A 19,081-nucleotide genomic window follows, 5' to 3' on the forward strand; every position below is an offset into this window, starting at 1 on the left:
CCCGGCGGTCGCGTGGGCTGATTGACGGTCCCGTCGGGCCGGCGCGCGGGACGCGTACCCGGTCGGCGCCGCACCCGCCGTCCGCCCCGCGCCGGGAGGTCGGAGGCGGGGTCAGCCGATGGCCCGCGACCGGGTCCGGGCCGTGGCGACGGCGAGCACGTTGGCGGTGACGACGAGCAGAATGCCGGCCCATTCGTGGAGGTCCAGCGCCTGCCGGAGGATGAGCAGGCCGGCGAGGGCGGCCAGCACCGGGTGGACGGTCATGACAACGCCGAAGAAGCGGGCCGGTACCCGGCGCAGTGCGATCAGGTCGGCGGCGTAGGGCACCACCGAGCTGAGCACACCGGCGACGACGGCGTAGAGCAGGGCGGTGCCGTGCAGCCGTCCCTGGGCGATCAGAAACGCCGCGACCGGCAGGTAGAGCAGGGCCGAGACCGCGGTGGCGGTCGCCGGTGCCTGCAGACCGGGCAGCCGGCCGCCGAGCAATCGGTTGAGCATGATGTAGGCCGCCCAGCAGGCGGCGGCCAGCAGGCCGAGGCCGACGCCGAGGTAGTCGCTGCTCGGGCCGGGCAGCACCAGGACGTAGACACCGAGTGCGGCGGCGACGACGCAGAGGATGTCCCGACGGGTACGGGAGCCGGCCAGCGCGACTCCGAGCGGGCCGAGCACCTCCAGGGTGACGGCCAGGCCGAGCCCGATCCGGTCGATGGCGGTGTACAGGCTCAGGTTCATGGTGGCGAAGACCAGCCCGAGCAGGAGCGTCGGCCACCACTGCCCCCAGGTGAAACGGCGTACGTTCGGCCGGGCCACCGGCAGGAGGACAGCGGCGGCGACCAACTGACGTACCGCCACCACGCCGACCGGCCCGATCGTGGTGAAGGCATGGGCGCCGACGGCAGCGCCGACCTGGTTGCTGGCGGCGCTGGCGGTCATGATGGCCAGCCCGCCGATCACCGGACCACGGCCGGCATCCCGATCCGGGGCACCGGCCCGGTCCGCCGCAACGCCGGCTGTCCTCACGCTCATGGCAGCCAGTGTCGGTGCCACGATCCAAAACCGGAAATGCACCGGACGCGGGCGCCGGGCTCCACGTGTCCTCTCCACCGACGCCACGCACGGCCGCCCGATGCCGCCGGCCCTGTCCCCGCCCGGCTCCCCGAGGGTGGCCACCGAGCCCGGACGACAACCGTCGACCGTCATCAACTCAGCGTTCGCCCACCGGACACGCCCCGGCCGCCATGGATCACATAGATTCCCATCGGTCTATCCATACCGGACGTGGGAGAGCACACATGCTCAACAGAAGCAGGATCGCCGGGAGATCCCTGGTGGCGGCCACCCTGGCGGCGACGCTCGCGACCATCGGGTCCACGGCACCCGCCCCGGCGAGCGCGGCGGTCAGCCGGGCGGAACTGGCACTGCGCTGGGCGCCGATCCACTACCAGGACGTCGACGCCACCGGGAGCCACGCGCTCGGCGGCCGGTCCGACTACATCACGAAGGTCGACTTCGACGGCGACCTCAACGGGCGCAACAACTGGGACCGCGCGGGCCAGGCCGGGGTCTCGTTCGCCGCGCACGGCTACTACTCCGTGGTCGAGACCACCACGCACTGGTACATCACCTACCTCTTCTTCCACCCACGGGACTGGACGGACCACCCGTTCTTCGAGACCGAGCACGAGAACGACGGCGAGGGTGTGCTGTTCGCGATCGAGCGGGACGGGTCCACGTACGGGGTGCTGCGTTCGGCGGTGACCGTGGCACACAGCAGCTTCTACTCGTACACGCCGGCCGGCAGCACCTGGTCCGGCGGGCGGGAGAACGTCGACGGGACGCTGCAGCTCCAGTCCTCGCCGCACGACTCGTTCCAGCACCCGGTGACGGCGCAGGAGGCCCAGGGCCACGGCCTGAAGGCGTATCCGCAGTACAACATCAACGGCGACGGGATCGTGTACTACCCCTCCACGGTCGCGGAGACGCCGAGCGACGGCAACGACCGGGACGTGCGCTACCAGCTCGTCGACATGTTCGCCGCCGGTGGCCTGTGGGCGCAACGGACGAACGCCAGCCTCTTCGCGAACCTCGGCACCTTCGCCGGTGACACCTCCGACAACTGCGGCTCGGGCACCTTCGGCTGCTCGACCAACTCGGCGAACGCGCCGTGGGGCTGGGACGACGGCGACGACCTGCCGGGCAGGGGCCAGATCGCCACCGACCCGGCGAAGCTCTCCGTCGAGTACTTCACGGTTGCGGGCAGCCTGTCGCGGGCGTACACCTACAACCCGTACGCGAGCGAGGCCGCGGCCCTGGCCGCCGCGGCGAAGACGGCGCCGGCCGTCGTCGACTGACCGATCCCGCTCCGACCGGCGGCGGTCGGGCGAGGGCTGTCCACCGGCAGCTCCGCGCCCGGCCGCCGTGTGCCGGCGGGGATCGGTTACGGCACCACCGGGACATCGAGACAGTTACATTGAAGAAACTTAATTGATAGGCTTCCTGCCCATCGACGAGGTGGGGTGCCATGAGACTCCGACGTGAGGTAACCGCCCTGGTGGCGGGCGCAGCGGTAGCCATCGTGACCGGGTTCGCACCGGCACCGAACGGCCTCGCCGCAGTGGTCGACGGCAGCCCCGCGAACGTGCTGGTGGTGTGCTCCGCACCGGCGTGGGCGGAGGGCGTCACCTATCCGGCGGGTAGCCGGGTCACCTACAACGGCCGCCTGTACGAGTCCCTGGTGACCCACACCCCACCGGCGGGTGCGGGGTGGAATCCCGTCGCCGCCGCCTCGTTGTGGCGCGATCTCGGCGCCTGCGACGGCGGCACCCCGACCCCCTCACCCACTCCCACCCGTACGCCGACGCCCTCACCGACGCCGACCCGCACCACCACCCCGACGCCAACGCCGACCCGTACGGCCACCCCGACGCCGTCGGTCACGTCGGGACCGGGGACGTGTGCGGTCAAGTCGAGGCCGGCGGGCAAGGTGCTGCACGGGTACTGGGAGAACTGGGACGGCGCCTCGAACGGGGTGCACCCGCCGCTCGGCTGGATCCCGATCACCGACTCCCGCATCCGGGCACACGGCTACAACGTGATCAACGCGGCGTTCCCGGTGATCCGCTCCGACGGCACGGTCCTCTGGGAAGACGGCATGGACGCCACCGTGAAGGTCGCGACCCCGGCCGAGATGTGCCAGGCCAAGGCGGCCGGCCTGACCATCCTGATGTCGATCGGCGGCGCCACCGCCGGCATCGACCTCAGCTCGACCGCCGTCGCCGACCGGTTCGTCGCGACCGTGGTACCGCTCCTGAAGAGGTACAACTTCGACGGGATCGACATCGACATCGAGACCGGGCTCACCGGCAGCGGCAACATCAACCAGCTCTCCACCTCGCAGGCGAACCTCATCCGCATCATCGACGGGGTGCTCGCCCAGATGCCGTCCAACTTCGGTCTCACGATGGCGCCCGAGACGGCGTACGTCACCGGGGGCAGCGTCACGTACGGGTCGATCTGGGGTGCGTACCTGCCGATCGTGAAGAAGTACGCCGACAACGGCCGGCTGTGGTGGCTGAACATGCAGTACTACAACGGGAGCATGTACGGCTGCTCCGGTGACTCCTACGCCGCCGGTACGGTCCAGGGCTTCACCGCGCAGACCAACTGCCTGAACACCGGACTGGTCATTCAGGGCACCACCATCCGGGTCCCGTACGACAAGCAGGTGCCCGGACTGCCCGCCCAACCGGGCGCCGGCGGTGGCCACATGTCCCCCGCGCTGGTGTCGCAGGCCTGGAACAGCTACCAGGGCAGCCTCAAGGGGCTGATGACCTGGTCCATCAACTGGGACGGCGCGAGGAACTGGACGTTCGGCGACAACGTGAAGGCCCTCCAGGGCCGCTGACGGCGACGCCCACCACCCCACGCGAACGCGTGGTATCGGTTGGTCGACGGTTCGCCGCCCCGCAGCGGGGTAGGCAGGCCGGTGGTCGCCAGTTGGTGGAGGCGGAGCCTCGGGCCGAGGCTGAAGCCGCCCCTCGACGCCGAGGGCGAGCGGCTCGATCGGGCGCTCGACGAGCTACGACGGCGGGGCGAGTCGACCGGACGGGACCGGTACCGTCAGCTCCAGACCAAGCTGATCCTGGCCGTCCAGGCCGGCGTCGCGGCGGCCCTGTCGTGGTTGGTGGCCCACGAACTGATGGGTGACCCGGCGCCGATCTTCGCTCCGGCCGCGGCGGTCGGCACCATCGCCTCCTCCATCGGGCAGCGCCTGGGGCGATCCGTCGAGCTGATTCTCGGGGTGGCGGTGGGCATCGCCATCGGTGACGGGTTGATCGCCGCGGTCGGCACCGGGCCGTGGCAGATCGGGCTCACGGTGACGCTCGCGATCATCACCGCGATCGTGATCAGCGGACGCGGGACCGTGGTCAGCCAGGCCGGTGGTACGGCCGTTTTCATCGCCGCCCTGACCCCGTCATCGCCGAATTTGGAGGGGCCCCGGTTCCTCGACGCGGTCATCGGCGGCGCGGTCGGGCTGATCGTCGTGGTGGTGCTCCTGCCGATCAGTCCCCTGCGTTTGGTCGAACGGGCCGCCCATCCGGCCCTGGACGAGCTCGCCGAGCAGTTGTCCCGCACCGCCCAGGCGCTGGCGCAACGGGATGCCGGTCGCGCCGAGGCGGCACTGGACCGGCTCCGGGAGATCGGGACCGACCTGGAGCGGCTGCGCGACGCCCTGGCGGGTGCGAAGGAGGTGGTCGACCTGGCACCCGCGCGATGGCATCGACGCCGTGCCCTGTCGCAGTTCCAGGTCGGGGTCGAGCAGATGGACCGCGCCGTGTGGAACAGCCGCGGACTGATCCGGCGAGCCGTGGTGCTGATCGAGGACAACGAGCCGGTTCCGGCCAGCCTGCCACCGGCGGTTAAGAACCTCAGCGAGGCCATCCGCCTGCTGAACTACGAGTTCACCCGGGGCTGGGAGCCACGGGAGGCGCGTCGGGCGGCCCTGCGGGCGGTCAGCGACGCGGGCCGGGCCAGGGCCGAGGGGGTCGACCTGTCGGGCACCGTGGTGGTCGCGCAGATCCGCAGTGCCGTCGTCGACCTGCTCCGGGCCACCAGCATCAGCCGCACCGACGCGCGGAGCCTCGTACGCGACGCGTCGAACGGTCAGGAACCCGTACCGGTCCGACCGTGGCCTGGCTGAGTATGACCCGGGACCAGCCGTACGCCGCGCGGCAGCCGCCGCGCCCGTCCGCCCGCTCGCCCGTCAGCTCCGCCGCTCCCGGACGCTGAGGGCGTCGGTGAGCACGATCCCGAACAGCACCGCCACCACCGTGCCGGCAACGGCGACCGGGGCCAGGAAGATCATCGCCGGCGCCATGGCGACCAGGACCACGAGGCCGACCAGCCAGGGGTGGGCCACGTGCACGAAGACCTCGTGCCCCAACATGGTGCGACCGACGAGGAACAGCACCGGGCCGCCGATGATGACCGCGACCCAGCTCCCCTCCATCGGGCCGTACGGGTGCCTGATGATCAACTCGTCGCCGACCGTGGTGAGTACGACGCCGGCCACCATGACCAGGTGTGCGTACCCGGCCCACTTTGTCTCCCGGCCCGGGTCGGCCGAGCCGGTGATGGCACTGCCGAGCTTCTCCCTCGTCCGGTAGAAGTAGATCCACCAGAGCAGGACCGTGGTGGCGAACGCGGTGACGAAGGCGAAGACGCGCTGGGACCCGTAGTCACTGCTCCGGAAGGTCCGGGCGGTGATCACGATGGTCTCGCCGAGCGCGATGATCATGAACTGCCGGTACCGCTCGGCGAGGTGCTCCCCGGCCATGTTCCACTCCCAGGCCGGTGACCGGCCCAGCTTCGGCGTGGGCCAGCGCAACACCGGCACGAGGTAGTCCACGGCGAGCGCCACCGTCCAGAACAGCACCCGCAGCCCGCCGGTGACGAAGGCGCCGACGAACCAGAGCACGCCGGAGACGCCGAACCAGAAGATGCCGCGCAGCGGCCGGTTGCGCAGCCGGTGGTGGCGCAGGATGAACGCGAGCACCACGCTGCGGCCGAGGTGGATCCCGACGTACGCGGAGGCGAAGAGCGGTCCCCGACCGTCGAACGCGTCGGGTATCGCGGTCGACATCACCAGGCTGCCGAACATGATCGCGATGACCAGCAACTGGACGGCGGGCCGCTGCGAGTCCAGCGTGTCCGTGGCCAGGTTGGTGTACGACCACACCCACCAGGTCGCGAGCAGGAGGATCAGTGCCTCGTACGCACCGAGCGGGTGCAGGTCCTCGATCAGCGCCTCGGCGAGCCGGGCGAGGGTGAAGACGAAAACCAGGTCGTAGAAGAGCTCCACGTAGGTGGCCCGCTGCGGTTGGCTCGGGTCGCGGATCAGCGTGGAGCCTCTACCCGTTGTCATGCGCCGCCCGTTCCCACGCTTCCGCCCGCCTCCGGGCTGCCGGTTCGGGCGACAACCGGCCCCGTACCGATCCGTCGTCGCAGCCAGTCGTACCACAGGGCGAGGGCAACCGATCCCGGAATCCGGTGACGAACGGTCCTGCGAGCCCGCCGGGAGCCGTCAGCGGGCGGGAGCGACCAAACGGCGTACGGCGTCCACGATCGTCGTACGCCGGGTCTGCTCGGGTACGAGCTCCAGGAAGTCGGCGCCCTGCATCTGCCACATGTTGGCGAGGTTCTGCACCAGGGCCAGGATCTGCCCGGCGGTGAACCGGTCGGTGACGACGCCCCGACGCTGGGCGTCCGCCACCGCGTCGACCTTCTGCTTCATCGCGGCGGAGGTGGACGCCCGCCGGCCGGCCGAGTCGCCGCGCTCCAGCTCGTACCAGGCCACGAACCGCATCACCTCGGGGTGGGCCAGCCCGCCGTCGTAGAGGCGTGCGGCGTACTCGCCCAGGTCGTCGGCGTCCATCGGGACCCCCGCGACCACCTGCTCGACGATCGCGTCGAAAACCGCCTCGAACAGGCCCTCCTTGTTCTCGTAGAACGAGTAGACGAGGCCGGCGCTGATCCCCGCCCGCTTGGCGAGCCGGTCGACCCGCGCCCCGGCCAGGCCGTACGCGGCGAACTCCGACAGGGCCGCCTCCAGCAGGCGCTGACGTTTGGTCTCCGGGTCACGGGTACTCATGCTCCCAGCTTGCCTACTGAACATTCATTTGACAAGCCGCCTCGACCGTGGATATCGTCGCCTTACTGAATGAATGTTCACTACGAAGGAGGAGCGCGATGCCGAACCACGATCACTGGACTCCCGAGGCGATCCCCGACCAGACCGGGCGTACCGCCCTCATCACGGGCGCGAACAGCGGAATCGGGCTGGAAACGGCACGGGTCCTCGCCCGGCACGGGGCACGGGTGATCCTGGCCGGGCGGAGCCGGGCACGGCTCGACGACGCGGTCCGTACGCTGCGCGCCGAACTGCCGCAGGCGGACCTGGAAACCCTGGTCCTGGATCTGGGTGACCTGGCCTCGGTCAGGGAGGCGGCCGAGCGGGTCACCGCGACCGAGACCCTCGACCTGCTGGTCAACAACGCCGGGGTGATGAACATCCCGGAACGCCGGACGACCACGAACGGGTTCGAGCTGACCTTCGGCACCAACCACCTCGGCCACTTCGCGCTCACCGCCCAGGTCCTGCCCGCCCTACAGCGCTCCCCCGCGGCCCGGATCGTGACGGTCAGCGCGATCGCCGCGACCTGGCGCAGCGGGGCACTGACCGACCTGATGAGCGAGGAACGCTACCGCCCGATGGCCGCGTACGCGAAGTCCAAGCGCGCCAACGTCGTCTTCACCCGGGAACTCGCCCGCCGCCTCGCCGGGACGACCATCACCCCCGTGGTGATCCACCCCGGCGCCGCCATGACCAACCTCCAACAGCACACCCGAGGTGCGCTCCTCCGGGCGCTCAGCGGGGTGATGGAGAGGTTCCTGATGGGCTCGCCGGAGGGCGCCGCGTGGCCCAGCCTCTACGCCGCGACCAGCCCCGACGTCCACGCCGGCGCGTTCATCGGCCCCGCCTCCCGCAACCAGACCGCCGGCACGCCGAAACCGGTCGCCCTGCCGCGCGGCGCCGACGACCCGGCCGAGGGCAGGCGGCTGTGGGCCGACAGCGAACGCCTCACCGGCGTCCCCTTCCCTCTCTGACCGGTAGCGCTCAGTGACGTACGCCGGGGTCCACTGCCCGGGCCGCGACGTGCCGGCAGGGACCATTACGGACGGTGCGGTGGGCGTACGCGGAGTCCGGGCGACCAACCTCGATGGACGCTACCGGGTCCGCACTTACCAACACACCGACACGACATCTGGTGTTCGGTGTCCAGCCCTCCCCCATATATAGTCTGTGGCGCGACTGGTTCAGCCGGGCATCCAACCCGGCTGAGGCAAGAGGGAACCCGGTGGAAGTCCGGGACTGCCCCGCAGCGGTGAGTGGGAACGACAACCGTCACACAGCACTGGGAGACAACCGGCCTCTGCCGGGTGGCCTGGGAAGCGACGGTCAGTAGGGGGTCACGGGTTCCCGTGACCGCGCCCATGAGTCCGAAGACCTGCCAGCCGCGCCGCGCCGGGCCATCCGTGCGCGGCGGTCCGAGGCCGCGCGGGACGGCCGACGGCACAGACGCGCGCCCTCGCGTGCGTCCCTGCCTGCCTGCGCGCACTCCGGACCTCGTCGGCGACGAGCACGAGGAGCGACAGGTGACGGTCACAGAGTTGGTGCCGGACGGCACGACGGCGGACGGCGATCCGCCCGCGCCGGGACAGCGGCGTACGCAGATGCAGGTGCGCAAGCGCAACGGCGCTCGAGCCGGTCGACGTGAACAAGATCGTCCGGGCGGTGGAGCGATGGGCGGACGACCTCGACGACATCGACCCGCTGCGGGTGGCGACCCGGACGATCAGCGGACTCTACGACGGGGCGACCACGGCCGAACTGGTCCGGTTGTCGATCCAGACCGCCGCCGAGATGATCGGCGAGGAACCCCAGTACTCCCGGCTCGCGGCCCGACTCCTGGCCGGATACGTCGACAAGGAGGTACGCGGCCAGGGCATCGCGTCGTTCAGCCAGGCGATCCGCCTCGGCCACGAACTCGGGCTGATCGGCGACGACACGGCGCAGTTCGTCGCGATCAACGCCCGCAAGCTCGACGATGCCATCGACCCCACCGCCGACCTGCGTTTCGAGTACTTCGGGCTGCGTACGGTCCACGACCGTTACCTGCTACGGCACCCGACCGGCCGGCTGGTGCTGGAGACACCGCAGTACTGGCTGCTGCGGGTCGCCTGCGGCCTGTCCCGTACGCCGGGTGAGGCGATCGGGTTCTACCGGTTGATGTCGTCTCTCGCCTACCTGCCGAGTTCCCCGACGCTGTTCAACTCCGGCACCGCGCACACCCAGATGTCGTCCTGTTTCCTGGTCGACTCGCCCCGCGACGAACTCGACTCGATCTACGACCGGTACGCCCAGGTGGCGAAGCTGTCGAAGTTCGCCGGCGGGATCGGGATCGCCTGGTCGCGGGTGCGTTCCCGGGGTGCGCTGATCCGTGGCACGAACGGGCTGTCGAACGGGATCGTGCCGTGGCTGCGGACGCTGGACGCGAGCGTGGCGGCGGTCAACCAGGGAGGCAGGCGCAAGGGCGCGGCCTGTGTCTATCTGGAACCGTGGCACCCGGACATCGAGGAGTTCCTCGAGCTGCGGGACAACACCGGTGAGGACGCCCGGCGTACGCACAACCTCAACCTGGCCAACTGGATCCCGGACGAGTTCATGCGCCGGGTCGAGGCCGACGAGACCTGGTCGCTGTTCGACCCGGCCGAGGTGCCCGAGCTGCCCGACCTGTGGGGCGACGAGTTCGACGCCGCCTACCGGTCCGCCGAGGCCGCCGGCCGGTTCGTCCGCCAGGTCAGGGCCCGTGACCTGTACGGGCGGATGATGCGGACCCTGGCCCAGACCGGCAACGGGTGGATGACGTTCAAGGACCCGTCGAACCGGCTTTGCAACCAGACCGCCGAGCCCGGCAACGTGGTACACCTGTCGAACCTCTGCACCGAGATCGTCGAGGTCTCCAGCGACGGCGAGACGGCGGTCTGCAACCTCGGCTCGATCAACCTGGCCGCGCACGTCGCGGGCGACGACATCAACTGGGAGCGACTGCGCGAGACGGTACGTACGGCCGTGCTCTTCCTCGACCGGGTGATCGACATCAACTACTACCCGAGCGTCGAGGCGGCGGCGAGCAACCCCCGCTGGCGCCCGGTCGGGCTCGGCCTGATGGGCCTGCAGGACGCCTTCTTCGCGCTCCGGATGCCGTTCGACTCCGCGCCGGCGTTGGAGCTGTCCACCAGGATCTCCGAGGAGATCTACCTGACCGCCCTGGAAACCTCCGCCGACCTGGCCGAACAGTTCGGCCCGCATCCGGCGTACGCGCAGACCCGGGCGGCCCGTGGTCAGCTCCAGCCCGACCTGTGGGGCGTGACCCCGACGCAGGAGCAGCGCTGGGACGCGGTACGGCAGCGGATCGCGGCACACGGTCTGCGCAACTCGCTGCTGGTCGCGATCGCACCGACGGCGACCATCGCCTCCATCGCCGGCTGTTATGAGTGCATCGAGCCGCAGGTGTCCAACCTGTTCAAGCGGGAGACCCTGTCCGGGGAGTTCCTGCAGATCAACACCGCCCTGGTACGGGAGCTCAAGGCGCTCGGCCGGTGGACCGAGCAGGTCCGTACCGAGATCCGGCGGGCGGAGGGTTCGGTCCAGGGCATCGAGTCGCTGCCGGCGGACGTACGGGAGCTGTTCCGGACCGCGTGGGAGCTGCCCCAACGGGCGTTGATCGACCTGGCCGCCGCCCGTTCCCCGTACATCGACCAGAGCCAGTCGCTGAACCTGTTCATGAGCGCACCGAACATCGGCAAGCTCTCCTCGATGTACCTGTACGCCTGGAAGTCGGGGCTGAAGACCACCTACTACCTGCGGTCCCGGCCCGCGACCCGGATCCAGCAGGCCACCGTCGCCATCAACCGCCCGGTCGCCGTCGACACCGACGCGGTCGCCTGCTCGCTGGAGAACCCCGAGTCCTGCGACGCCTGCCAGTAGCCCCACCCGCACCCACACGTGAGGCAACACGATGACGAGCACCGACAGGACCTCCATGTTGCTCGACCCGGGGATGGACCTGACCCTGCGGCCGATGCGCTACCCGCACTTCTTCGACCGGTACCGCGACGCGATCAGGAACACCTGGACCGTCGAGGAGGTCGACCTGCACTCCGACCTGGCCGACCTCGGCCGGCTGACCTCGGCCGAACGGCACCTGGTCAGCCGGCTGGTCGCGTTCTTCGCCACCGGTGACACCATCGTCGCCAACAACCTGGTCCTCAACCTCTACCAGCACGTCAACTCCCCGGAGGGCCGGCTCTACCTGTCCCGGCAGCTTTTCGAGGAGGCGGTGCACGTCCAGTTCTACCTGAACCTGCTCGACACGTACGTGCCGGACGAACAGGAGCGGTTCGCCGCCTTCGACGCGATCGAGAACATCCCGTCGATCCGGCGCAAGGCCCAGTTCTGCTTCCGCTGGATCGACTCCATCTTCGAACTGCGGGAGCTGCGCAGCCGCGAGGACCGGCGGGCGTTCCTGCTGAACCTGATCTGCTTCGCCGCCTGCATCGAGGGATTGTTCTTCTACGGCGCCTTCGCCTACGTCTACTTCCTCCGCTCCCGGGGGTTGCTGCACGGGCTCGCCTCCGGGACCAACTGGGTGTTCCGCGACGAGTCGATGCACATGGCGTTCGCCTTCGACGTCGTCGACACGGTCCGCCGGGAGGAACCGGACCTGTTCGACGACGAGATGCGCCAGCAGGTACGCGACATGCTCGCCGAGGCGGTCGAGTGTGAGGTCCAGTTCGCCGAGGACCTGCTCGAACAGGGTGTTTCCGGAATGTCCCTGCCGGACATGCGCGAGTACCTCCAGCACGTCGCCGACCGGCGGCTCGCGCAACTCGACCTCGCCCCGATGTACGGGTCGAAGAACCCGTTCGCGTTCATGGAGTTGCAGGACGTCCAGGAGTTGTCGAACTTCTTCGAGCGCCGGGTGTCGGCGTACCAGGTCGGGGTGAGCGGCACGGTCAGCTTCGACGACGACTTCTGAGCGTCTCCGGTGGTGGGTGGGTCGACGGCCCACCCACCACCGCAAGGTGACACGCGGTGTCGGTCCGCCCTCTGATCGACGCATCTGTGCTACTCGGAGTTCGGGGAGACCCTGCCCGCGATAGAGCCCTGGACGCGGATGTCACCAGCATCGGGGCGTCCCGGTCGAAGACGGAAGTTCTCGACGACCTGCACACCGCCGGGTCCGGCACGGGCGCCGGTCAGCGGGTACGGGCCGGCAGGGTGAACCGCCATCCCTGCGACCGGAGGACGGGAATGGCCTGCTCGACGGCGTCGACGGTCTGGCTGCGGTCACCGCCGCCGTCGTGCATGAGCACGACCGCGCCGGGCGTGACGCCCTCCAGCAGGCGCCCCAGCAGCACGTCCGTGCCGGGTGTCTCCCAGTCGGCGATGGCGAGACGCCAACCCAGCGGTTGCATGCCGAGGCGGGCGGCGACGACCGGGGTCTGTCCCCAACTCCCGTAGGGAGCACGGAAGTACGGGATGGCGGCGCCGGGAACCGCCCGGCGGATCGCGGCGTTGGTCTCGCGGAGGTCCGCCCTGATCTGTTCCGGGGTCCAGGTGCTCATGTCGTCGTGGCGCATGCCGTGGTTGCACAGCGTGTGTCCGGCGGCGGCGATCCGGCGTACCAGGTCGGGGTGTTCGTTGACGTGGTCGCCCCAGAGGCAGAAGACGGCCTGGATCCGGTTTCTGTGCAGGACCGAGAGCAGCCGGCGGGTGTCGGCGGGGTTGGGTCCGTCGTCGAAGGTGAAGCTGACCACGGACCCGCTCCCCCGTGCGGTGTCGACGATCTCGGTGCTCGGGCCGGGCCGGTGCGCCCGGGCTGGACCGCCCGCGGCGAGCACGAGTCCGAGTGCGCCCAGGGCGATGCCGGCTCGGATGAGCGGGCGGGTGAACGGTGGTGGCATGGCAGGTCCGCCTTCCTCCGCCGCAGCCGGCGGGATCGGTACCGGATGGGTGGGGATCTCCGCTCGGCCGGCGACCCGGCGGGTACGCCGGCCGAGCGGATTCCGTCGGTCAGGGCGTACGGCAGGAGACCGTCGGGGCGGTCCAGTTGCCGTTGGCCATGACGGTGAAGCCGAAGGTGGTGCTGCCACCCGCCGGCACGTTGCCGTTGCCGCTGGGTCGGACGGTCATCACCACCCCGCTGCTGTCCCAGCTTGGGCTGCCGTTCCAGACCGTGGAGACCCGCTGCGGGCTGCGCAGGGTCACGGTGCCGGTCCAACTGGTCAGGGCGGTGCCGCCGGCGCGGATGGTGACCTCGCCGTTGAACCGGTCGCCCCAGCGCTGCGTCTCGCGGTAGCTGGCCGTGCAACTGCCGCCGCCGGCCGGGGGTGTCGTCGGGGTGGCCGTCGGGCCGGGGTTGCCGCCGCCGTCCGGGGCGACCGCTCGGCCGGTGCTGGTGGAGATCATGCCCGCGCAGAGGTTGCGGCTGGTGAGGTTCGCGACGATCTGCGGGATGGCGTTGATCGTGGTCTGGTAACCGTCGTGCATGAGGATCACCCCGCCGTTCTGCAGGGTGCCGGCGGCCTGCACGATCTGCGCGGTGCTCGCGCCGTTCCAGTCCTGCGAGTCCACGCTCCACAGCACCTCGGTGAGCCCGAGCTGGGACTCGACCGACCTGAGGGTGGCGTTCGTCTCGCCATAGGGGGGTCGGAACAGCCGTGGTGCGGTGCCGGTCGCCTGCTGGATGGCCTGCTGGGTCTGGCTGAGTTCCGAGGTGATCTGCGCGGCGCTCAGCTGGGTCAGGTGCGGGTGGGTCCAGCTGTGGTTGCCGATCCACATGCCGGCCTGCTGCTGGGCCCGGACGAGCGCCTGGTTCTGCTGGGCCTTCTGCCCGATGTTGAAGAAGGTGGCGCGTACCCCGTTGGCGGTGAGCGTATTGATCAGCGTACTGGTGGTGCCGGGGTTGGGGCCGTCGTCATAGGTCAGGGCGACGTACCCGTTGCTGCAGTTGGCGGCCGCGGCCGACGGTCCGGCGGTGAGCGCGACGGCGGTCGCGGCCACGACGGTGACGAGGGCGGTGAGCGCGAGAGCGGGTCGGGACAGGCGGTGGGTGGGTGACATGGGCCGGCTCCTCGGAACGAAGGAGGTTCATGGGTACGGGCGGTGCGACGACGCCCGGCGGGACGGCCGAGCGGGTCGGATCGGTACGCGTCTACCGGCGCGGCTTCTGCGGGATGCGCGGCAGCACGTACGGCGCTCCGGCGTAGATCAGATCTGCCTTGACCGTGTTGTACGCCCGCTTGGGCTGGTAGTTCTCGTCGTACAGGGTGGCCAGGCCCTCCGGCGGGTTCTCGAACCAACCGGGGATCCAGGAGTGCCGGTCGGTGAAGCCCCAGACGGTGAACGACAGGCACCGCCGGTTGGACAGGCAGGCCTGCAACAGGACGCTGTAGTTGGCCGCCGACGCCTGGAGCCGGGGGTTGATCTCGTTGGAGTCGCCGGCCTGGACCCCGGGTGTCATCTGGCTGCGTACGTCGACCTCGGTGAACGCGGTGGCCAGGCCGAGGTCGGTGAAACGCTTGAGTGCGTCGGCGACCTGGAGGGTGTCGTAGTTGCCGTACTGGGTGCCGAGGTGGCCCTGGCTGCCCACACCGTCGATCGGCACCCCGGACGTACGGAGTCGCTTGACCATGTCGTACACGAACTGGGTCTTGTCGTTGGTCGGGTCACCCGAGCCGAACGCCTCGATGTTGTAGTCGTTGTAGAACAGCAGGGCGTTGGGATCGGCGGCCCGGGCCCAGCGGAACGCGTCGGCGACGTAGTCGGGACCGAGGTGCTCGGCCCAGAAGCCCTTGTAGTGCAGGGCCGGCGGGTTGTCCCAGGGGTCGCTGACCGCCTCGTTGACCACGTCCCACTGCCAGATCTTGCCCTTGAAGTGCTTGACCACGGTGGTGATGTGGTTGCGCAGGATGCCGCGCAGTTCCTCCCGGTCGATCGAGCCGTCGGCGACACCGGCGGTGAGCCAGCCCGGCAACTGGTTGTGCCACACCAGTACGTGGCCGCGTACCCGCTGGTTGTTCTGCTTCGCGAAGGCGATCAGCTCGTCGGCCGGCGCCCAGTTGTAGGTGCCCCGGGTGGGCTCGAGGCTTTCCCACTTCATCACGTTCTCGGCGGTCACCGAGGAGAACTGCGAGGCGGCGAGCTGCCGGTACTGCGGGTCGGCCGGGTCGTTCAGGGCGGCCATGTCGACCGCGGTGCCGATGTAGAGGTCGTGCCGCATGCCGAGTGCACGAAGGCTCTGGTCGCCGGGTTGGACCGTGCGCCCCGCCGAGGCGGGCAGGCTGTTCAGGGTGCCGGCGGTCGCCAGGGCGACGGCGCCGACGACTATCCATCGTCGCAGCTTCATCGGGCGTCCTCTCAGGACTGGGACGGGAATGACAGGCGGATCGGTCGCGCGGACGGGAGATCCGGGCAGGCGGAAGCTGCCCCCGTCGCGGAAGCGTCACTGCGGTGTCTGTACCTGCGCGGACGAGCGCCGCGCCTGCTCTCGTGCGTTACGGGTCTTCCGTAACTTGGCCGAAACTTTACGACGACAATCGATGGTCGTCAACAGATTCGCGGCTCGATATACCTCGTGAGCTGGCCTGAAAACTTCCGGATCGGCCCGAAAGTTTCGGTTCTGCCCGTACACAGACCTGTACCCTCGCCCGCACGCTCACGGGCGAGGGTCGGGCGGCCGGTGGGTCAGTGTTCGAGGTAGGTGGCGTAGTCGTAGTCCGCGTGGACGCCGTCGGCACCGAGGTCCTGCACCCAGAGGCCGAGGAAGGCACCGGTGAAGCCCCAGGCTGCGGGCTCGCCGTCGATGACGGTGGCGGCGTGCTCGTCGGAGAGGATGGTGGCGTCGAACTCCGCCGGCAGATCGTGCCAGCCGGCGCCGTCGCCGACGCGGTACGCCAGGCGCAGTACGGGTCCGTCGAAGGTCACCCGGAGTCCGACCCGGTCGGCGGCACTGACGTCGACGCTCAGGTCCGGGTGCGCGGTGAGCCGGCCGCTGTCGCAGCTCAGCACCTCCAGCACCCGCCGGCCGTCGTCGGCCCGGGTGAGGTAGGCGTAGTACCAGTTCGCGGTGTTGTAGTAGCCGGTGATGCCGGCGAGCTGCCGATGGTCGGCCGGGTCGAACTCCACCACCGTCTCCAGTGAGCAGCGCGTGGCGCCGACCCGGCGGGCGACCAGGCTCGGCGCCTGCCGGCCGACCGGCGACTGCCCGCCCAAGATCCGCAGGTGGGAGGCGCGACTGCTCAGGTCGACCCAGTCCGGCCCGGCCGGGCGACGCAGGGTGGACCAGGACACGCCCAGCGAGTCGTCGTCGAAGTCGTCGGTCGCCGGTTCCGCCGGCCACGGGTGGGCGGGCAGGTCGGGTGCCGCGATCTCGTCGGCGGGGACACCGCCGGGGATCGAGGGCCACCCGTCCGCCGGCCACTCGACGCGTTGCAGGGCGGTCTCCCGGCCCAGCACACAGTTGCCCAACGGCGTGTAGGGCCGCCCGACCAGGTGCGCCAGGTACCACTGCCCGGTCTGGGTGCGAACGAGACTGCCGTGACCTGCCTTCTGCAACCGCAGTTCGGGACGGCCGACGGAGGTGAGCAGCGGCCCGGCCGGGTCGGTCAGGTACGGGCCGAACAGGGACCGGGACCGGGCGATGCTGACCTGGTGCTCCCAGCTCGTACCGCCCTCTGCGGTGAGCAGGTAGTACCACCCGTCGTGCCGGTAGATGTGCGGGCCCTCGGTCAGGCCGACCTCGGTGCCCTCGAAGATGAGTCGGGCGTTCCCGACGAGTTTGCGCTCGGCCCGGTCGTAGCGCTGGATCTCGATGCCACCGAAGCGGTCACGGCCCGGCCGCCAGTCGGCACTCATGGCCAGCAGCCAACTGCTGCCGTCGTCGTCATGGAAGAGCGAGGCGTCGAAGCCGTGCGCGTGCAGCGGGATCGGGTCCGACCAGGGGCCGTCGATCGTCGGGGCGGTGATGAGGTAGTTCTGCGGGTCCCAGTAGCCGCTGGCGAAGCTGGCCACGTCGCTGTAGACGAGGTGGAACAGGCCGTCGGCGTAGGACAGGTCGGGGGCCCACACCCCGTTGGAGTCGCCGGCACCGCGCAGGTCCAGCAGGCGTCGCTCGGTGATCACACCACCCAGGGCCCGCCAGTGCACCAGGTCACGCGAGTGGTGCACCCGTACGCCCGGGTACCACTCGAAGGTCGAGGTGGCCAGGTAGTAGTCGTCGCCCACCCGCAGGATCGACGGGTCCGGGTGGAAGCCGCTGAGGATGGGGTTGCGGATCGATCCGGCGGTCGTCGTGACGCTCGCGATGTCGGTCGACATAGTTCGTCCCCTCTGACGATCGTGCTTCCGGCGGTTGTCCGGAAGTTTCGCGTCAAGATGTCGAAATTCTCGCTCACGATAACCGGCAAAGTCGAGACACGACAGACCTTGACCGGCACCTTCGTCGCGTCGTAACGTGCCCGTCATCAATCGAAAATACCGGTCTCTTGCCGAAACTTCCGGGGCCGTTTAACACCTCCCGCTGACTGATCGGCATCCGAGTACCTCGTACGTACCTCGAAGGGATGGCTCATGACGGCGCACCTCTCCCGCAGATCCCTGCTGGGCCTCGCCGGTGCCAGCGCCGGCGCGTTCCTGCTGGCCGGCTGCGGCAACGACGAATCCGCCGACCCGGAAGGCCCCCAGACCATCAACTGGTGGCACATCCAGAACACCGAACCGATGCTGCCCGTCTGGGCCGCGATGGCCAAGGAGTACGAGACCGCGCACACCAACGTGAAGGTGGCCATCCAGCCGCTGGAGAACGAGGCGTTCAAGACCAAGCTCACCACCGCCACCCAGGCCGGGTCGCCACCAGACCTGTTCCAGTCGTGGGGCGGCGGCGTACTGAAGCAGCAGATCGAGGCCGGTCTGGTCAAGGACATCACCGACGACGTGAAGCCGTGGATCGGTTCGCTGCTGCCGGTGTCGGTGGAGCCGTACACCGTCGACGGAAAGATCTACGGCGTCCCGTTCGACGTCGGAATGGTCGGGTTCTGGTACAACAAGGAACTCTTCACCAGGGCCGGCATCACCGCCCCACCGGCGACCTGGAGCGAACTACTCACCACCGTCGGCAAGATCAAGAGTGCCGGGATCACCCCGATCGCCCTGGCCGGCAAGGAGAAGTGGCCCGCCCACTTCTACTGGTCCTACCTGGTGATGCGGATCGGCGGTCTGGACGCGCTGAAGAAGGCCGGCACCGACCACAACTTCGACACCCCCGACTTCATCGCCGCAGGAGCGCGACTCAAGGAACTGGTCGCGCTCTCGCCGTTCCAGAAGGACTTCCTCGCCGCCGAGTACGGGTCGCCGGACGGCCAGGCCGCCACCATGGGCAACGGTGGTGCGGCCATGGAACTGATGGGGCAGTGGGCGCCGGCCGTCCAGGCCTCCTCGTCCACCAGCAAGAAGGGCCTCGGCGACAAGCTGGGCTTCTTCCCGTTCCCGTCGGTCGACGGCGGCAAGGGCACCTCGAGCGAGGTGTTCGGCGGCGGCAACGGGTTCGCGGTCGGCAAGGACGCCCCGCCCGCGACCCTCGACTTCCTCAAGACCCTGCTCGAGGTGGCCAACCAGCGCAAGTCCGCGACCACCGGCGCGGTGCTGCCGACCGTCAAGGACGCGGCGGACGCGATCGCCGACGCCAACAACAAGGTGGTCGCCTCGACCCTCGCCGCGGCGACCGGCTTCCAGCTCTACCTGGACCAGGCCTACCCGCCCGCGGTCGGCCAGCAGGTCAACGACAGCATCGCCGAGCTGGTCGCCGGGTCCAAGACGCCCGAACAGATCGTCAAGGACATCACCACGGTGGCGAAGAGCCAGTAGCATGCCCCGCCCCCAGAATCCCGCACCCCGGTA

The 19,081-nt window shown here is 69.7% G+C and carries 13 protein-coding genes, 1 pseudogene and 1 riboswitch; of the genes and pseudogenes, 7 read left to right on the forward strand and 7 right to left on the reverse strand.

Annotation, left to right across the window (positions count from 1 at the left end):
• Positions 1-111: 111 nt before the first annotated feature.
• Positions 112-1,026, reverse strand: a complete 915-nt coding sequence (locus ACWEFB_RS31200) for an EamA family transporter (protein WP_452291133.1) — start codon at positions 1,024-1,026, stop codon at positions 112-114.
• Between the two features lie 266 nt (positions 1,027-1,292).
• Here ACWEFB_RS31200 and ACWEFB_RS31205 point away from each other — a divergent pair, with 266 nt between their 5' ends.
• From ACWEFB_RS31205 to ACWEFB_RS31215, 3 genes are all read left to right on the forward strand, one after another.
• Entirely contained in the window at positions 1,293-2,351 is a 1,059-nt protein-coding gene (locus tag ACWEFB_RS31205) for a hypothetical protein (RefSeq protein WP_452291135.1), read from the forward strand.
• Positions 2,352-2,521: 170 nt separating this feature from the next.
• Complete coding sequence (locus tag ACWEFB_RS31210) at positions 2,522-3,904, forward strand: glycosyl hydrolase family 18 protein (RefSeq protein WP_452291137.1); 1,383 nt, start codon at positions 2,522-2,524, stop codon at positions 3,902-3,904.
• 81 nt (positions 3,905-3,985) lie between these two features.
• On the forward strand, positions 3,986-5,200 hold the full coding sequence (locus tag ACWEFB_RS31215; RefSeq protein ID WP_452291139.1) for an FUSC family protein: 1,215 nt from the start codon (positions 3,986-3,988) through the stop codon (positions 5,198-5,200).
• A 63-nt stretch (positions 5,201-5,263) separates the two neighbouring features.
• Here the strand turns inward: ACWEFB_RS31215 and ACWEFB_RS31220 are convergent, their stop codons facing one another.
• The gene (locus tag ACWEFB_RS31220) at positions 5,264-6,424 is read right to left on the reverse strand and encodes a low temperature requirement protein A (protein WP_326558114.1); all 1,161 of its coding nucleotides are present in this window, start codon (positions 6,422-6,424) and stop codon (positions 5,264-5,266) included.
• 159 nt (positions 6,425-6,583) lie between these two features.
• Positions 6,584-7,150 carry a TetR family transcriptional regulator gene (locus tag ACWEFB_RS31225; protein ID WP_452291142.1) on the reverse strand — a complete coding sequence of 189 codons (567 nt, stop codon included), beginning with the start codon at positions 7,148-7,150 and terminating at the stop codon, positions 6,584-6,586.
• A 98-nt stretch (positions 7,151-7,248) separates the two neighbouring features.
• On the opposite strand from ACWEFB_RS31225, the gene ACWEFB_RS31230 reads away from it, so the two are divergent.
• The 3 genes and pseudogenes from ACWEFB_RS31230 (at position 7,249) to ACWEFB_RS31240 (ending at position 12,161) form a co-directional block, all read left to right on the forward strand.
• Positions 7,249-8,166 carry an oxidoreductase gene (locus ACWEFB_RS31230; RefSeq protein WP_452291144.1) on the forward strand — a complete coding sequence of 306 codons (918 nt, stop codon included), beginning with the start codon at positions 7,249-7,251 and terminating at the stop codon, positions 8,164-8,166.
• Between the two features lie 189 nt (positions 8,167-8,355).
• Positions 8,356-8,589, forward strand: a riboswitch (cobalamin riboswitch).
• Between the two features lie 180 nt (positions 8,590-8,769).
• A pseudogene (locus ACWEFB_RS31235) lies at positions 8,770-11,110 on the forward strand (ribonucleoside-diphosphate reductase subunit alpha); the annotation flags it as partial.
• 31 nt (positions 11,111-11,141) lie between these two features.
• A complete protein-coding gene (locus tag ACWEFB_RS31240; protein WP_452291146.1) occupies positions 11,142-12,161 on the forward strand; it encodes a ribonucleotide-diphosphate reductase subunit beta in 1,020 nt (339 codons plus the stop codon).
• A 220-nt stretch (positions 12,162-12,381) separates the two neighbouring features.
• Here the strand turns inward: ACWEFB_RS31240 and ACWEFB_RS31245 are convergent, their stop codons facing one another.
• The 4 genes from ACWEFB_RS31245 to ACWEFB_RS31260 form a co-directional block, all read right to left on the reverse strand.
• On the reverse strand, positions 12,382-13,089 hold the full coding sequence (locus ACWEFB_RS31245; protein ID WP_452291148.1) for a polysaccharide deacetylase family protein: 708 nt from the start codon (positions 13,087-13,089) through the stop codon (positions 12,382-12,384).
• A 109-nt stretch (positions 13,090-13,198) separates the two neighbouring features.
• Complete coding sequence (locus ACWEFB_RS31250; protein WP_452291150.1) at positions 13,199-14,248, reverse strand: polysaccharide deacetylase family protein; 1,050 nt, start codon at positions 14,246-14,248, stop codon at positions 13,199-13,201.
• A gap of 91 nt (positions 14,249-14,339) precedes the next feature.
• The gene (locus ACWEFB_RS31255; protein ID WP_452291152.1) at positions 14,340-15,533 is read right to left on the reverse strand and encodes an endo-1,4-beta-xylanase; all 1,194 of its coding nucleotides are present in this window, start codon (positions 15,531-15,533) and stop codon (positions 14,340-14,342) included.
• A gap of 338 nt (positions 15,534-15,871) precedes the next feature.
• A complete protein-coding gene (locus ACWEFB_RS31260; RefSeq protein ID WP_452291155.1) occupies positions 15,872-17,503 on the reverse strand; it encodes a glycoside hydrolase family 43 protein in 1,632 nt (543 codons plus the stop codon).
• Positions 17,504-17,755: 252 nt separating this feature from the next.
• On the opposite strand from ACWEFB_RS31260, the gene ACWEFB_RS31265 reads away from it, so the two are divergent.
• The gene (locus ACWEFB_RS31265; RefSeq protein ID WP_452291157.1) at positions 17,756-19,048 is read left to right on the forward strand and encodes an extracellular solute-binding protein; all 1,293 of its coding nucleotides are present in this window, start codon (positions 17,756-17,758) and stop codon (positions 19,046-19,048) included.
• Positions 19,049-19,081 lie beyond the last annotated feature (33 nt).

The organism is Micromonospora sp. NPDC004704, assembly GCF_053601675.1.

What these genes read in the sequence shown, in the direction of transcription:
- ACWEFB_RS31240 (WP_452291146.1), top strand. Translation starts at nt 11,142, where the DNA reads ATGACGAGCACCGACAGGACCTCCATGTTGCTCGACCCGGGGATGGAC.
- ACWEFB_RS31265 (WP_452291157.1), top strand. Translation starts at nt 17,756, where the DNA reads ATGACGGCGCACCTCTCCCGCAGATCCCTGCTGGGCCTCGCCGGTGCC.
- ACWEFB_RS31230 (WP_452291144.1), top strand. Translation starts at nt 7,249, where the DNA reads ATGCCGAACCACGATCACTGGACTCCCGAGGCGATCCCCGACCAGACC.
- ACWEFB_RS31255 (WP_452291152.1), bottom strand. Translation starts at nt 15,533, where the DNA reads ATGAAGCTGCGACGATGGATAGTCGTCGGCGCCGTCGCCCTGGCGACC.
- ACWEFB_RS31210 (WP_452291137.1), top strand. Translation starts at nt 2,522, where the DNA reads ATGAGACTCCGACGTGAGGTAACCGCCCTGGTGGCGGGCGCAGCGGTA.
- ACWEFB_RS31260 (WP_452291155.1), bottom strand. Translation starts at nt 17,503, where the DNA reads ATGTCGACCGACATCGCGAGCGTCACGACGACCGCCGGATCGATCCGC.
- ACWEFB_RS31225 (WP_452291142.1), bottom strand. Translation starts at nt 7,150, where the DNA reads ATGAGTACCCGTGACCCGGAGACCAAACGTCAGCGCCTGCTGGAGGCG.
- ACWEFB_RS31250 (WP_452291150.1), bottom strand. Translation starts at nt 14,248, where the DNA reads ATGTCACCCACCCACCGCCTGTCCCGACCCGCTCTCGCGCTCACCGCC.
- ACWEFB_RS31245 (WP_452291148.1), bottom strand. Translation starts at nt 13,089, where the DNA reads ATGCCACCACCGTTCACCCGCCCGCTCATCCGAGCCGGCATCGCCCTG.
- ACWEFB_RS31200 (WP_452291133.1), bottom strand. Translation starts at nt 1,026, where the DNA reads ATGAGCGTGAGGACAGCCGGCGTTGCGGCGGACCGGGCCGGTGCCCCG.
- ACWEFB_RS31205 (WP_452291135.1), top strand. Translation starts at nt 1,293, where the DNA reads ATGCTCAACAGAAGCAGGATCGCCGGGAGATCCCTGGTGGCGGCCACC.
- ACWEFB_RS31220 (WP_326558114.1), bottom strand. Translation starts at nt 6,424, where the DNA reads ATGACAACGGGTAGAGGCTCCACGCTGATCCGCGACCCGAGCCAACCG.